This is a genomic window from Shewanella sp. Pdp11 (assembly GCF_002838165.1).
GTDB classification, from domain to species: domain Bacteria; phylum Pseudomonadota; class Gammaproteobacteria; order Enterobacterales; family Shewanellaceae; genus Shewanella; species Shewanella hafniensis.
This window is the reverse complement of sequence record NZ_CP015194.1, coordinates 3,008,752-3,022,051: the sequence shown is the minus strand read 5'-3', so window position 1 is coordinate 3,022,051 and position 13,300 is coordinate 3,008,752. Positions and strand designations below refer to the sequence as shown.

The following is a 13,300-nucleotide window of genomic DNA, read 5'->3' as shown; positions in this document are numbered from 1 at the left end:
GTAGTCACCTAATAATTGTTCGTTTATTGACCATTTGGCTGTATTGGGATTATTAAGGGACGTGTCCCTTAATGCTAAGCGCTCTTCATCGGGCGCTTTTAAGCCCGTTTATTTTCCCCGCCAGACTCTTTTCTTTAGCTGCTGACTTGCAGCGCGTTTATGGCTAAACGGTCGTAGACAAAATCAATTACCAGCGATTTTATGGGGTAGGGTTGATGGCAGAGTCCACATACTATAACAGTGGACTCTACTCCAATATTTGGAGTTTCTGCAAAATCAGGCTGATTTGATTTTTTCTTTGTCCTTTAAATCTTTCACTGCATCTTTTAGGTAAGTATCAATAAGATAGTGAACTATAACGGAAGGTTTTACAGGCTTTCTTGTAGCAATAGTGATCTCTACAGCCGCATCCTGCAAAGCAGTTTTTCTATCACCATTAATAGCAACAGTAGTGTCGTTTCTCTTTGTCATATCTCTTCGGTTTTCCAGAGTTAATCTCATGTCACTATACAACATCTAATATATTTCTTTCATTCGTGTTTACATGTAATAAATCATAGATTATGATTGGCACATTGTTATTTTATTCGTGTATACATGTAATGATTGATATGTTCCGTATAGAGATACCATTCCATGAGGATTTTGTCGCAGGTGACGTGGTTGCTGACCGCGCATCTGGGATTATTGACCTCAAAGAATGCTCTTTACGGGGTGTTCGTTTAGAAGCGGGTAACGTCATCTATAACGATGGTCAATTTGATTATGAAACGCTTAGGCATCCGTACGAATCAATCCCGTCTAGCTGGTCAACGCTTAGCTTTAAGATTCATGCAGGAGGGCCAACTTACTGGCCATTTGTCGAGATAAAAGCGAGTCCTGCAAAGCTACTGCAAGGTCATAACGTTTTTGGCTCTGACGATACCCGTCTTTGTATTGAATCACTTGTGACTACTTTTTCCGTTGGTATGCCACGGTTATCTGAAATGCTGGATTTTAATTGCTCTCAGATAAAACAGATTGACTGCACTTTTACTGCACATCTATCGAGTGAAAGTGAAGCAAGAAATGCAATTCATGCACTCAGAAATCTATCATCAGGCCAAACCCGTTCTAGTAAGTCATCACACGATACCACCGCTTATTGGGGTACTAAAAATTCAAATGGCGGCAAAGCTGCATCCCGTCATAAGCAGTTAAAAGCTTACTTAAAGCATTTTGAATTACAGCAAGCAATTAAAGACACGCAGGACAAGTTAAAGAGATCGCAGCTAGACGTTTACCAACGCCAGTTAAGCGCCATGCAATGCCCTGAGGTTCAGGAATTTGCAAACAACTCGCTACGCTTTGAAGCTTCCATCATGCCGCGGATGTTAAAGCGTCTTGGTTTTCCGCTTCGGGTCGGTGATTTTGTTCGGCACTGTGAAGACATGAGCAAACGTCACTGTCCGATTCAATACATGTGGAACCATGCGTGGGAAGACATATTTAATACGTTCGAGGGCAAGCAAGTGAATATATATAACGATGATGAAGTCAGGGATGCACTTAGAGCAAATTATCAAACTGTTTCTTCAAAGGGCAAGGTCAGTTATGCCAAAGCTGACAGGCTGTTTCGTTTTATTCGCAGCTTGAAAAGTGAAGGGTGGGATGAAGTAAAGATAACCATGCCGGAATCTACTTTTTATTATAACGTAAACCTTATTTCTTCTGTTATACCAAAAGCTTACCTTCAAAATCTTCAGGCTCAAGCAGCCCTGAATGTTGTGCCGCTAATTCGTATGATTAACGTCGATTTTAACCAGCAACACCCGCAAAACTGGCAAGAGCCAAAACCATTATATAAGCAACTTAGAGAAGGCTTACGCGCAGTAAGCTAAGGGAAAAATATGTTGAAAATTGAATTAGATGCTCAGGATTGCAAGTTAGAACAGCAAACATTTCCTAGCAAAGATGGTAAAGCGCCACGAACTATTTATTGGCAAGTTGGCTACATGTACACAGGTGGTCGCTACCCAGTGAAAGTTCAAATCCCACTAAAAGATGGGCAACCAGCTTACCCCGCTGGTCAGTATTTTATGCACCCAAGTAGTTTTCAGGCCAACAAGTTTAATAAGCCTGAAATTAATCCTTTCGAGGTCACATTAGCGCCATGGTCGGAGCTTGATGCTCTGATAGGCCGCAAAACAGTTTAACAGCCTCCTAATGATTAATTTTTTCTACGGTAAACCTCGTGAAGGTATGACTTTACCAAAGCTCAGATTTTACCCAAAGCAATTAGAGGAGGGGGCTTTCATGGATGACCAAAAACTTGATATCTGGACATGTTCCTGCTGCGGCAATCTTTTTGACGGTGCGACAGAGCAGCCAGTTAATTTTTTAAGTTCGGATTTATTCGAGTGTTCTCTGTGTGATGTTGTGAATACAGAGCGTCAATTATCGGACTGTCAATTTTAACTAATTGCCGAGTTAGATTGCTGGCAAGGAGCCTAATTATGGCTGTTGAATTGGTTTGCAATGGTGAAATTTTCGTTTCTTCGGATGGTTCTCCACAGTGTTCAGCGGGGTGGTCAACACAGCTTTCGGTTGCCCCGTTTAACGTCAGTCAAATAGACCCACAGGTCGCGACTGCAATGTTCGGTTCAGGATTTTTCCTGTTTATCATTCCTTGGGCAACGGCTTGGGGATTATCAAAACTTTTAGCACTTATAAGGTAGTAAATATTATGGATGAAGCTCAAATCTCTGCAATTACAGGCGCCGTAGACTTCGCAACAATCATCGTAGGTATTGGCGCTGTCGCTGCTGCTTCGGTAATTGTTTATGTGTCAATCAAAGGCGCAAGAATGCTACTAGGTATGGTTCGCGGCGCTTAATTTGTTCCAATAAAGCAGAAATTAGCCAGAAATCTCTGGCTATTTTTTTTCCTAAATAAGGTAATCCTATGCTTGATTTATACTACTGGACTTTCTTTTCGGCTGGTTTTGTCACGTCCGCATCATGCTTTAGAATGTTTTAAGGTGGTGTTGTGAGATATTCCGCCTTGTTGCTTTTTATGGTTTCTCTCAGCTCTTTTGGTAATGAGTGCCCCACAGATATAGATTCATCGCCAGTAGTAGAGGGGCATGCGCCTTCGGGTAATTACTATTATGATTATGTTGAACAAAATCAAAATGGTACGCGTGTATTTTATAGTAGTTTGAAATCTATTTATCAGACTTTTGAGGTAAGGCATTATCCCCTTGGCACCTCGATTGATGATGTCTCTCAGAGTGGTATTATTTACACTACGCCAATAACGCCTAAACCTATAGCACCAGAAGGTGAGGTTTATGGCGAATCTGATTTAAATCGGTACTCTAAACTAACGATAGAAACGGGCCCTAGAACCTGTCCACTCGGTTATACCATCAGTCATGCAACAGGCATGTGTAATTTAACGGACCCCGCAGCTTGCGAGACCGTAGTTGAACCAGAAATCTGTAATGATGGATTTCCGGCTAATACTGGCGAATATCAAAGTTGTGACCGACCAGATTTAAAGCAATGTGATACTGGTGAATTTGTAGAAAAAGAAGGGGGGATATGCCCATTAAAATGTAACGATTACCAAAGTTGTTACGACTATGCATTATCCAAATCAAGCTGCTCAATTTCTGAGGAGTTTTCTTTCTATTATCAAGATACTTCTAATTTTACATATAGCTGCTTAATGGTTGACCCTGATTCGCCAGATCACCCAGAGAACGGTGGTAATGGTGATGGAGATCCCACCAATGACCCCAATTCTCCTAATAATGGTGGTGATAATGGTTCTGGTGATGGCGAGCAATTACCATCATTCACGGCTGATGAATTATCTAAATCTATTGATGACGCTCTTAATGATGATTTTGTAAAGCTAGATGACTCTCTTAATGGAATTAATCAACAAAGTAAGTTGAATTCAGAGGGGATAGAGTTAGAAATAGGTGGTGCATCACTCGATAACATTAATTCAAACAATTTATTAGGTGATAGGCTTACTGATTCACTGTCAGAAATAAAAGACAGCATAGATGAATTAAGTGGTGGGAATGAAAGTGGTCAATGCAATCCAAATTCAAAAGACTATTTAGAGTGTCTTGGTTCGGCAAATACATCAATGCCGCCAAGTTTAATTCCAGAGTCTGGCGCTAAAAATCTGGGGGAGGCGGGTATCATGCTTTATAATAGAATAGCAAATGCTCCAATTGTTCAAAGCTTCTCTTCGTTTTCTCATTTAATAACGCTCAATAATGCACAGTGCCCAATAATATCATTTGACTTGCCACCTCCAATAAATGAAACCGTAGGCACAGATATTCATTGCGAGTTATTTTTAATTATAGAACCAATAATTAGTGCAGTAATGCTAGTCATTTATGCTTGGCTTGGTTTTAGAATATTTGCGAGTTCATAAAATGAATGAATTAGAATGTGGGATAACAGACTTTGGCTGCATTGCGACTTGGTTGCAAAATGAATATGTTGCTTATGTTCTTTGGCTTTACGATTGGTTATTTTCTGGAATTGCCTTTGTACTTGAATCAATACCCGTTCCAGATTTTATGCTTAACGTTGGTACATTTCAAATTCCATCAGGAGTGGCTTGGGCTGCTTCAATGTTTCAACTTGATTACGGATTGGTAATTATAGTCAGTTCTTATACTGCAAGATTTTTACTTAGACGAATTCCATTTGTAGGGTAGTTTTTAATGGCGATCACTTTCTATACAGGGCTTCCTGGGCATGGTAAATCTTACGGCGTTGTTGAGAATGTCATAGCTCCAGCGTTGAAAAAAAACAGAACAGTTTACACAAACATTCCAATGAAAGATGACGAGTGCCTGAGTCGTTTTGGTATTACGGTTGTGCTTTTTAAGACTCAAGACATACTCGACAACCCTAATTGGTGGACTGATGTTTTTGTGTCTGGTTCTGTTCTTGTCATTGATGAAGCTTGGCGTTTATGGGCTTCCGGACTGAAAAGCACTGCTGTGCGTGCTCAAGATAAAACTTTTCTCGCTGAACATCGGCATATGGTAGGTGAGAACGGCCTTTCAACTGAAGTCATTTTCGTTTGTCAGGACATTTCTCAAATGGCTAAATTTGTCATTGAGCTAACCGAGACAACCTTTAGGGTCACTAAATTATCTAACATCGGTCTTAACTCAAGATTCAGGGTTGATGTCTATCGTGGCGGTGTAGGAGGGCAACGACCACCTGAAAAGCTGAAGCTTAGGGAGATTCAGGGGAAGTTTAAAAAAGAGATATATGCTCTTTACCAGAGCCATACCAAAAGTGAAACAGGTGAGGCTGGTGACGAGACGAGGACTGACGATCGTTTTAATGCTTTAAAAGGCGTTTCGATAAAAATAGGTATTGTGGCCGTTATTGTTTGCATCATTTTTGTATTTTATGGGTTTAGTGATGTAAAAGAGAAATATGCACCGTCTAAGCCTCAGCAGTCAGTGCCCTCAACTGAAAATTTAGTCAAAGCACCAGTTATTACATCTCAAAATAAAATCGAACCACCTAAGAAGAAGGTTTTCTCTTTTCTTTCATCTGTAGACTCCATTTCGATTGTCATGAGTAATGGGCATTATCCCAATGTTGAATACAGGTACAAAGTTGTTGCAAGTGGGCATGAGTCAACATTCACCAGTAAAGAGTTGATGAAGTTGAAGTACAACTTAAGGCCGATAAATGATTGTATGGTTATCATTGAAGGTCAGGATTTCATTGGTTATGCAATGTGTGAAACTGAAATAAAACAGGATTGGGCGGATAGTTTTATCAATCAAAAAACGAGTGATTTACCAACTTAAATATTCACCAATGCTTTGAATTGCGAGCGGGGCGACCAAGTCAAAGCATTGGTGAAAAATGTTCATTTCAAATATTCTAAATATTCTAAATATTCTAAATATTCTAAATATTCTAAATATGTGAAATTGGCATTCACCACTAATTGTTTTTCGGTGCCGTTTGTTGACATTAATGTGTGTAATGTTTTATAACCTATTTAGGTTTTGAATTCAGAACTTAGAGTGTGATCATTGGTGATTCTTTGGTCTTAAGCATTCGACAAAAAAAGCCGACCCCTCGAAGTGTCGGCTTTTTTGTGCCTATGAGTATTTCAAATATTCCAAATATGTGAAATTAACCAATATGATGGATAGTATATGTAGGTAGCTATTTGTTAGCATTTAGATTGAATGACACATTAAAAGCTAAGGTTTTAGCTCGTAGGCACAGATAAATCACTTTACAGGATGTTTAAATGAAAAAAATTACTTTAGTTTTAGCTACACTAATTCTTGCTTCTGCATGTACGGATAACTCAGCTTCAAAGCCTGAGACAATCCAAACAGTTGATTTTTACCTCCACAATCAAGGCCTAATGACCGATAAAGTGAAATGGTGCAGAGATAGCGCAGATCGTGGAGTCACCGCAGATTGTTTAAATGCGATTTCAGCAGAAGCAAAAATTCACACAGCAAAATTATTAGGTATAGATCCTATCACGCGCAAACTTTTACCTAAGTAAACCATTTCATTGTTTCAGAGATTGACGCGCTAATGCCGATAACGACACATTATCTGCATCCCTAATCCCTTCCACTCAATACTGCGCACAATGTGATCTCACGTTATGTAAAACTGCTTTTTTTTGTAGCATCCGGACATAAAAAAACAGCCCTGAAAGGGCTGAGTTTTGCATAACTTGGATTGTGCGAAGTCTTACTGAATTTCAAATTTAATATTTTGTTGAGAGGCTTGAACATCTACAGTAACGTTCCAACCCCAACCTTCTATTTCATATTTCACTTCACCTGCAACAGCAATAACTACTCCAGAAGGGGTATCAAAATTAAAATCACCTTTATAATAACCATTTTTTTTCAGTCGTTCAGTAATTGCCTCGATAACCTCTTTCACTTCTTTATCAATGATTTCCTGATTAGATTCTATAAAATCATGCTTATAAAACATCGCGGTTCCTTTTGTCTGATGAAAGAATGAACATAATGAATCAATTGCCATTTAAGTCAATATGTTACTTATTTGGGGGATTATTAAGGGACGTGTCCCTTAATGCCAAGCGCACTTCATCGGGCGCTTTTAGCCCGTTTATTTTCCCCGCCAGACTCTTTTCTTTAGCTGCTGACTTGCAGCGCGTTTACCGTTAAACGGTCGTAGACAAAATCAATTATCAGCGATTTTATGGGGTAGGGTTGATGGCAGAGTCCACATACTATAACAGTGGACTCTACTCCAATATTTGGAGTTTCTGCAAAATCAGGCTGATTTGATTTTTTCTTTGTCCTTTAAATCTTTCACTGCATCTTTTAGGTAAGTATCAATAAGATAGTGAACTATAACGGAAGGTTTTACAGGCTTTCTTGTAGCAATAGTGATCTCTACAGCCGCATCCTGCAAAGCAGTTTTTCTATCACCATTAATAGCAACAGTAGTGTCGTTTCTCTTTGTCATATCTCTTCGGTTTTCCAGAGTTAATCTCATGTCACTATACAACATCTAATATATTTCTTTCATTCGTGTTTACATGTAATAAATCATAGATTATGATTGGCACATTGTTATTTTATTCGTGTATACATGTAATGATTGATATGTTCCGTATAGAGATACCATTCCATGAGGATTTTGTCGCAGGTGACGTGGTTGCTGACCGCGCATCTGGGATTATTGACCTCAAAGAATGCTCTTTACGGGGTGTTCGTTTAGAAGCGGGTAACGTCATCTATAACGATGGTCAATTTGATTATGAAACGCTTAGGCATCCGTACGAATCAATCCCGTCTAGCTGGTCAACGCTTAGCTTTAAGATTCATGCAGGAGGGCCAACTTACTGGCCATTTGTCGAGATAAAAGCGAGTCCTGCAAAGCTACTGCAAGGTCATAACGTTTTTGGCTCTGACGATACCCGTCTTTGTATTGAATCACTTGTGACTACTTTTTCCGTTGGTATGCCACGGTTATCTGAAATGCTGGATTTTAATTGCTCTCAGATAAAACAGATTGACTGCACTTTTACTGCACATCTATCGAGTGAAAGTGAAGCAAGAAATGCAATTCATGCACTCAGAAATCTATCATCAGGCCAAACCCGTTCTAGTAAGTCATCACACGATACCACCGCTTATTGGGGTACTAAAAATTCAAATGGCGGCAAAGCTGCATCCCGTCATAAGCAGTTAAAAGCTTACTTAAAGCATTTTGAATTACAGCAAGCAATTAAAGACACGCAGGACAAGTTAAAGAGATCGCAGCTAGACGTTTACCAACGCCAGTTAAGCGCCATGCAATGCCCTGAGGTTCAGGAATTTGCAAACAACTCGCTACGCTTTGAAGCTTCCATCATGCCGCGGATGTTAAAGCGTCTTGGTTTTCCGCTTCGGGTCGGTGATTTTGTTCGGCACTGTGAAGACATGAGCAAACGTCACTGTCCGATTCAATACATGTGGAACCATGCGTGGGAAGACATATTTAATACGTTCGAGGGCAAGCAAGTGAATATATATAACGATGATGAAGTCAGGGATGCACTTAGAGCAAATTATCAAACTGTTTCTTCAAAGGGCAAGGTCAGTTATGCCAAAGCTGACAGGCTGTTTCGTTTTATTCGCAGCTTGAAAAGTGAAGGGTGGGATGAAGTAAAGATAACCATGCCGGAATCTACTTTTTATTATAACGTAAACCTTATTTCTTCTGTTATACCAAAAGCTTACCTTCAAAATCTTCAGGCTCAAGCAGCCCTGAATGTTGTGCCGCTAATTCGTATGATTAACGTCGATTTTAACCAGCAACACCCGCAAAACTGGCAAGAGCCAAAACCATTATATAAGCAACTTAGAGAAGGCTTACGCGCAGTAAGCTAAGGGAAAAATATGTTGAAAATTGAATTAGATGCTCAGGATTGCAAGTTAGAACAGCAAACATTTCCTAGCAAAGATGGTAAAGCGCCACGAACTATTTATTGGCAAGTTGGCTACATGTACACAGGTGGTCGCTACCCAGTGAAAGTTCAAATCCCACTAAAAGATGGGCAACCAGCTTACCCCGCTGGTCAGTATTTTATGCACCCAAGTAGTTTTCAGGCCAACAAGTTTAATAAGCCTGAAATTAATCCTTTCGAGGTCACATTAGCGCCATGGTCGGAGCTTGATGCTCTGATAGGCCGCAAAACAGTTTAACAGCCTCCTAATGATTAATTTTTTCTACGGTAAACCTCGTGAAGGTATGACTTTACCAAAGCTCAGATTTTACCCAAAGCAATTAGAGGAGGGGGCTTTCATGGATGACCAAAAACTTGATATCTGGACATGTTCCTGCTGCGGCAATCTTTTTGACGGTGCGACAGAGCAGCCAGTTAATTTTTTAAGTTCGGATTTATTCGAGTGTTCTCTGTGTGATGTTGTGAATACAGAGCGTCAATTATCGGACTGTCAATTTTAACTAATTGCCGAGTTAGATTGCTGGCAAGGAGCCTAATTATGGCTGTTGAATTGGTTTGCAATGGTGAAATTTTCGTTTCTTCGGATGGTTCTCCACAGTGTTCAGCGGGGTGGTCAACACAGCTTTCGGTTGCCCCGTTTAACGTCAGTCAAATAGACCCACAGGTCGCGACTGCAATGTTCGGTTCAGGATTTTTCCTGTTTATCATTCCTTGGGCAACGGCTTGGGGATTATCAAAACTTTTAGCACTTATAAGGTAGTAAATATTATGGATGAAGCTCAAATCTCTGCAATTACAGGCGCCGTAGACTTCGCAACAATCATCGTAGGTATTGGCGCTGTCGCTGCTGCTTCGGTAATTGTTTATGTGTCAATCAAAGGCGCAAGAATGCTACTAGGTATGGTTCGCGGCGCTTAATTTGTTCCAATAAAGCAGAAATTAGCCAGAAATCTCTGGCTATTTTTTTTCCTAAATAAGGTAATCCTATGCTTGATTTATACTACTGGACTTTCTTTTCGGCTGGTTTTGTCACGTCCGCATCATGCTTTAGAATGTTTTAAGGTGGTGTTGTGAGATATTCCGCCTTGTTGCTTTTTATGGTTTCTCTCAGCTCTTTTGGTAATGAGTGCCCCACAGATATAGATTCATCGCCAGTAGTAGAGGGGCATGCGCCTTCGGGTAATTACTATTATGATTATGTTGAACAAAATCAAAATGGTACGCGTGTATTTTATAGTAGTTTGAAATCTATTTATCAGACTTTTGAGGTAAGGCATTATCCCCTTGGCACCTCGATTGATGATGTCTCTCAGAGTGGTATTATTTACACTACGCCAATAACGCCTAAACCTATAGCACCAGAAGGTGAGGTTTATGGCGAATCTGATTTAAATCGGTACTCTAAACTAACGATAGAAACGGGCCCTAGAACCTGTCCACTCGGTTATACCATCAGTCATGCAACAGGCATGTGTAATTTAACGGACCCCGCAGCTTGCGAGACCGTAGTTGAACCAGAAATCTGTAATGATGGATTTCCGGCTAATACTGGCGAATATCAAAGTTGTGACCGACCAGATTTAAAGCAATGTGATACTGGTGAATTTGTAGAAAAAGAAGGGGGGATATGCCCATTAAAATGTAACGATTACCAAAGTTGTTACGACTATGCATTATCCAAATCAAGCTGCTCAATTTCTGAGGAGTTTTCTTTCTATTATCAAGATACTTCTAATTTTACATATAGCTGCTTAATGGTTGACCCTGATTCGCCAGATCACCCAGAGAACGGTGGTAATGGTGATGGAGATCCCACCAATGACCCCAATTCTCCTAATAATGGTGGTGATAATGGTTCTGGTGATGGCGAGCAATTACCATCATTCACGGCTGATGAATTATCTAAATCTATTGATGACGCTCTTAATGATGATTTTGTAAAGCTAGATGACTCTCTTAATGGAATTAATCAACAAAGTAAGTTGAATTCAGAGGGGATAGAGTTAGAAATAGGTGGTGCATCACTCGATAACATTAATTCAAACAATTTATTAGGTGATAGGCTTACTGATTCACTGTCAGAAATAAAAGACAGCATAGATGAATTAAGTGGTGGGAATGAAAGTGGTCAATGCAATCCAAATTCAAAAGACTATTTAGAGTGTCTTGGTTCGGCAAATACATCAATGCCGCCAAGTTTAATTCCAGAGTCTGGCGCTAAAAATCTGGGGGAGGCGGGTATCATGCTTTATAATAGAATAGCAAATGCTCCAATTGTTCAAAGCTTCTCTTCGTTTTCTCATTTAATAACGCTCAATAATGCACAGTGCCCAATAATATCATTTGACTTGCCACCTCCAATAAATGAAACCGTAGGCACAGATATTCATTGCGAGTTATTTTTAATTATAGAACCAATAATTAGTGCAGTAATGCTAGTCATTTATGCTTGGCTTGGTTTTAGAATATTTGCGAGTTCATAAAATGAATGAATTAGAATGTGGGATAACAGACTTTGGCTGCATTGCGACTTGGTTGCAAAATGAATATGTTGCTTATGTTCTTTGGCTTTACGATTGGTTATTTTCTGGAATTGCCTTTGTACTTGAATCAATACCCGTTCCAGATTTTATGCTTAACGTTGGTACATTTCAAATTCCATCAGGAGTGGCTTGGGCTGCTTCAATGTTTCAACTTGATTACGGATTGGTAATTATAGTCAGTTCTTATACTGCAAGATTTTTACTTAGACGAATTCCATTTGTAGGGTAGTTTTTAATGGCGATCACTTTCTATACAGGGCTTCCTGGGCATGGTAAATCTTACGGCGTTGTTGAGAATGTCATAGCTCCAGCGTTGAAAAAAAACAGAACAGTTTACACAAACATTCCAATGAAAGATGACGAGTGCCTGAGTCGTTTTGGTATTACGGTTGTGCTTTTTAAGACTCAAGACATACTCGACAACCCTAATTGGTGGACTGATGTTTTTGTGTCTGGTTCTGTTCTTGTCATTGATGAAGCTTGGCGTTTATGGGCTTCCGGACTGAAAAGCACTGCTGTGCGTGCTCAAGATAAAACTTTTCTCGCTGAACATCGGCATATGGTAGGTGAGAACGGCCTTTCAACTGAAGTCATTTTCGTTTGTCAGGACATTTCTCAAATGGCTAAATTTGTCATTGAGCTAACCGAGACAACCTTTAGGGTCACTAAATTATCTAACATCGGTCTTAACTCAAGATTCAGGGTTGATGTCTATCGTGGCGGTGTAGGAGGGCAACGACCACCTGAAAAGCTGAAGCTTAGGGAGATTCAGGGGAAGTTTAAAAAAGAGATATATGCTCTTTACCAGAGCCATACCAAAAGTGAAACAGGTGAGGCTGGTGACGAGACGAGGACTGACGATCGTTTTAATGCTTTAAAAGGCGTTTCGATAAAAATAGGTATTGTGGCCGTTATTGTTTGCATCATTTTTGTATTTTATGGGTTTAGTGATGTAAAAGAGAAATATGCACCGTCTAAGCCTCAGCAGTCAGTGCCCTCAACTGAAAATTTAGTCAAAGCACCAGTTATTACATCTCAAAATAAAATCGAACCACCTAAGAAGAAGGTTTTCTCTTTTCTTTCATCTGTAGACTCCATTTCGATTGTCATGAGTAATGGGCATTATCCCAATGTTGAATACAGGTACAAAGTTGTTGCAAGTGGGCATGAGTCAACATTCACCAGTAAAGAGTTGATGAAGTTGAAGTACAACTTAAGGCCGATAAATGATTGTATGGTTATCATTGAAGGTCAGGATTTCATTGGTTATGCAATGTGTGAAACTGAAATAAAACAGGATTGGGCGGATAGTTTTATCAATCAAAAAACGAGTGATTTACCAACTTAAATATTCACCAATGCTTTGAATTGCGAGCGGGGCGACCAAGTCAAAGCATTGGTGAAAAATGTTCATTTCAAATATTCTAAATATTCTAAATATTCTAAATATTCTAAATATTCTAAATATGTGAAATTGGCATTCACCACTAATTGTTTTTCGGTGCCGTTTGTTGACATTAATGTGTGTAATGTTTTATAACCTATTTAGGTTTTGAATTCAGAACTTAGAGTGTGATCATTGGTGATTCTTTGGTCTTAAGCATTCGACAAAAAAAGCCGACCCCTCGAAGTGTCGGCTTTTTTGTGCCTATGAGTATTTCAAATATTCCAAATATGTGAAATTAACCAATATGATGGATAGTATATGTAGGTAGCTATTTGTTAGCATTTAGATTGAATGACACATTAAAAGC

At 39.5% G+C, this 13,300-nt stretch carries 18 protein-coding genes; 15 read left to right on the top strand and 3 right to left on the bottom strand.

Features of this window, described 5'->3' with window-relative positions; all coding sequences use genetic code 11:
* Positions 1–276 precede the first annotated feature (276 nt).
* Positions 277–471: a hypothetical protein gene (locus AYJ58_RS13405; protein WP_106651823.1), complete on the bottom strand. Its 195-nt coding sequence runs from the start codon at positions 469–471 to the stop codon at positions 277–279.
* Positions 472–602: 131 nt separating this feature from the next.
* Here AYJ58_RS13405 and AYJ58_RS13400 point away from each other — a divergent pair, with 131 nt between their 5' ends.
* The 8 genes from AYJ58_RS13400 (at position 603) to AYJ58_RS13370 (ending at position 6,570) form a co-directional block, all read left to right on the top strand.
* Positions 603–1,880: a phage/plasmid replication protein, II/X family gene (locus tag AYJ58_RS13400; RefSeq protein ID WP_157825778.1), complete on the top strand. Its 1,278-nt coding sequence runs from the start codon at positions 603–605 to the stop codon at positions 1,878–1,880.
* Positions 1,881–1,889: 9 nt separating this feature from the next.
* Positions 1,890–2,195: a single-stranded DNA-binding protein gene (locus AYJ58_RS13395; protein ID WP_106650497.1), complete on the top strand. Its 306-nt coding sequence runs from the start codon at positions 1,890–1,892 to the stop codon at positions 2,193–2,195.
* Positions 2,196–2,495: 300 nt separating this feature from the next.
* Complete coding sequence (locus tag AYJ58_RS13390) at positions 2,496–2,717, top strand: hypothetical protein (RefSeq protein WP_106650496.1); 222 nt, start codon at positions 2,496–2,498, stop codon at positions 2,715–2,717.
* A gap of 8 nt (positions 2,718–2,725) precedes the next feature.
* Positions 2,726–2,875: a hypothetical protein gene (locus AYJ58_RS21945; protein WP_198555457.1), complete on the top strand. Its 150-nt coding sequence runs from the start codon at positions 2,726–2,728 to the stop codon at positions 2,873–2,875.
* Positions 2,876–3,027: 152 nt separating this feature from the next.
* On the top strand, positions 3,028–4,440 hold the full coding sequence (locus tag AYJ58_RS13385; protein WP_157825777.1) for a hypothetical protein: 1,413 nt from the start codon (positions 3,028–3,030) through the stop codon (positions 4,438–4,440).
* Between the two features lies 1 nt (position 4,441).
* The gene (locus tag AYJ58_RS13380; RefSeq protein WP_106650494.1) at positions 4,442–4,729 is read left to right on the top strand and encodes a hypothetical protein; all 288 of its coding nucleotides are present in this window, start codon (positions 4,442–4,444) and stop codon (positions 4,727–4,729) included.
* Positions 4,730–4,735: 6 nt separating this feature from the next.
* A complete protein-coding gene (locus AYJ58_RS13375) occupies positions 4,736–5,848 on the top strand; it encodes a zonular occludens toxin domain-containing protein (protein WP_106650493.1) in 1,113 nt (370 codons plus the stop codon).
* Positions 5,849–6,303: 455 nt separating this feature from the next.
* Positions 6,304–6,570, top strand: coding sequence for an EexN family lipoprotein (locus AYJ58_RS13370; protein ID WP_106650492.1), 267 nt, complete (start codon positions 6,304–6,306; stop codon positions 6,568–6,570).
* A 194-nt stretch (positions 6,571–6,764) separates the two neighbouring features.
* Here the strand turns inward: AYJ58_RS13370 and AYJ58_RS13365 are convergent, their stop codons facing one another.
* Both AYJ58_RS13365 and AYJ58_RS13360 read right to left on the bottom strand, forming a co-directional pair.
* A complete protein-coding gene (locus AYJ58_RS13365; RefSeq protein ID WP_106650499.1) occupies positions 6,765–7,016 on the bottom strand; it encodes a hypothetical protein in 252 nt (83 codons plus the stop codon).
* Between the two features lie 306 nt (positions 7,017–7,322).
* On the bottom strand, positions 7,323–7,517 hold the full coding sequence (locus AYJ58_RS13360) for a hypothetical protein (RefSeq protein WP_106651823.1): 195 nt from the start codon (positions 7,515–7,517) through the stop codon (positions 7,323–7,325).
* A gap of 131 nt (positions 7,518–7,648) precedes the next feature.
* On the opposite strand from AYJ58_RS13360, the gene AYJ58_RS13355 reads away from it, so the two are divergent.
* The 7 genes from AYJ58_RS13355 (at position 7,649) to AYJ58_RS13330 (ending at position 12,894) form a co-directional block, all read left to right on the top strand.
* On the top strand, positions 7,649–8,926 hold the full coding sequence (locus tag AYJ58_RS13355; protein WP_157825778.1) for a phage/plasmid replication protein, II/X family: 1,278 nt from the start codon (positions 7,649–7,651) through the stop codon (positions 8,924–8,926).
* Between the two features lie 9 nt (positions 8,927–8,935).
* Positions 8,936–9,241 (top strand): single-stranded DNA-binding protein, encoded by a 306-nt coding sequence (locus AYJ58_RS13350; RefSeq protein ID WP_106650497.1) that lies wholly within the window; start codon positions 8,936–8,938, stop codon positions 9,239–9,241.
* 300 nt (positions 9,242–9,541) lie between these two features.
* The gene (locus AYJ58_RS13345) at positions 9,542–9,763 is read left to right on the top strand and encodes a hypothetical protein (protein ID WP_106650496.1); all 222 of its coding nucleotides are present in this window, start codon (positions 9,542–9,544) and stop codon (positions 9,761–9,763) included.
* Positions 9,764–9,771: 8 nt separating this feature from the next.
* The gene (locus AYJ58_RS21940) at positions 9,772–9,921 is read left to right on the top strand and encodes a hypothetical protein (RefSeq protein ID WP_198555457.1); all 150 of its coding nucleotides are present in this window, start codon (positions 9,772–9,774) and stop codon (positions 9,919–9,921) included.
* A gap of 152 nt (positions 9,922–10,073) precedes the next feature.
* Positions 10,074–11,486: a hypothetical protein gene (locus AYJ58_RS13340; protein ID WP_157825777.1), complete on the top strand. Its 1,413-nt coding sequence runs from the start codon at positions 10,074–10,076 to the stop codon at positions 11,484–11,486.
* A 1-nt stretch (position 11,487) separates the two neighbouring features.
* Positions 11,488–11,775: a hypothetical protein gene (locus AYJ58_RS13335; RefSeq protein ID WP_106650494.1), complete on the top strand. Its 288-nt coding sequence runs from the start codon at positions 11,488–11,490 to the stop codon at positions 11,773–11,775.
* 6 nt (positions 11,776–11,781) lie between these two features.
* Entirely contained in the window at positions 11,782–12,894 is a 1,113-nt protein-coding gene (locus AYJ58_RS13330) for a zonular occludens toxin domain-containing protein (protein ID WP_106650493.1), read from the top strand.
* The last annotated feature ends 406 nt before the right edge of the window (positions 12,895–13,300 follow it).

What these genes read in the sequence shown, in the direction of transcription:
- AYJ58_RS13345 (WP_106650496.1), top strand. Translation starts at nt 9,542, where the DNA reads ATGGCTGTTGAATTGGTTTGCAATGGTGAAATTTTCGTTTCTTCGGAT.
- AYJ58_RS21945 (WP_198555457.1), top strand. Translation starts at nt 2,726, where the DNA reads ATGGATGAAGCTCAAATCTCTGCAATTACAGGCGCCGTAGACTTCGCA.
- AYJ58_RS13380 (WP_106650494.1), top strand. Translation starts at nt 4,442, where the DNA reads ATGAATGAATTAGAATGTGGGATAACAGACTTTGGCTGCATTGCGACT.
- AYJ58_RS13365 (WP_106650499.1), bottom strand. Translation starts at nt 7,016, where the DNA reads ATGTTTTATAAGCATGATTTTATAGAATCTAATCAGGAAATCATTGAT.
- AYJ58_RS13395 (WP_106650497.1), top strand. Translation starts at nt 1,890, where the DNA reads ATGTTGAAAATTGAATTAGATGCTCAGGATTGCAAGTTAGAACAGCAA.
- AYJ58_RS13370 (WP_106650492.1), top strand. Translation starts at nt 6,304, where the DNA reads ATGAAAAAAATTACTTTAGTTTTAGCTACACTAATTCTTGCTTCTGCA.
- AYJ58_RS13400 (WP_157825778.1), top strand. Translation starts at nt 603, where the DNA reads ATGATTGATATGTTCCGTATAGAGATACCATTCCATGAGGATTTTGTC.
- AYJ58_RS13335 (WP_106650494.1), top strand. Translation starts at nt 11,488, where the DNA reads ATGAATGAATTAGAATGTGGGATAACAGACTTTGGCTGCATTGCGACT.
- AYJ58_RS13330 (WP_106650493.1), top strand. Translation starts at nt 11,782, where the DNA reads ATGGCGATCACTTTCTATACAGGGCTTCCTGGGCATGGTAAATCTTAC.
- AYJ58_RS13355 (WP_157825778.1), top strand. Translation starts at nt 7,649, where the DNA reads ATGATTGATATGTTCCGTATAGAGATACCATTCCATGAGGATTTTGTC.
- AYJ58_RS13350 (WP_106650497.1), top strand. Translation starts at nt 8,936, where the DNA reads ATGTTGAAAATTGAATTAGATGCTCAGGATTGCAAGTTAGAACAGCAA.
- AYJ58_RS13390 (WP_106650496.1), top strand. Translation starts at nt 2,496, where the DNA reads ATGGCTGTTGAATTGGTTTGCAATGGTGAAATTTTCGTTTCTTCGGAT.
- AYJ58_RS13360 (WP_106651823.1), bottom strand. Translation starts at nt 7,517, where the DNA reads ATGACAAAGAGAAACGACACTACTGTTGCTATTAATGGTGATAGAAAA.
- AYJ58_RS13375 (WP_106650493.1), top strand. Translation starts at nt 4,736, where the DNA reads ATGGCGATCACTTTCTATACAGGGCTTCCTGGGCATGGTAAATCTTAC.
- AYJ58_RS21940 (WP_198555457.1), top strand. Translation starts at nt 9,772, where the DNA reads ATGGATGAAGCTCAAATCTCTGCAATTACAGGCGCCGTAGACTTCGCA.
- AYJ58_RS13405 (WP_106651823.1), bottom strand. Translation starts at nt 471, where the DNA reads ATGACAAAGAGAAACGACACTACTGTTGCTATTAATGGTGATAGAAAA.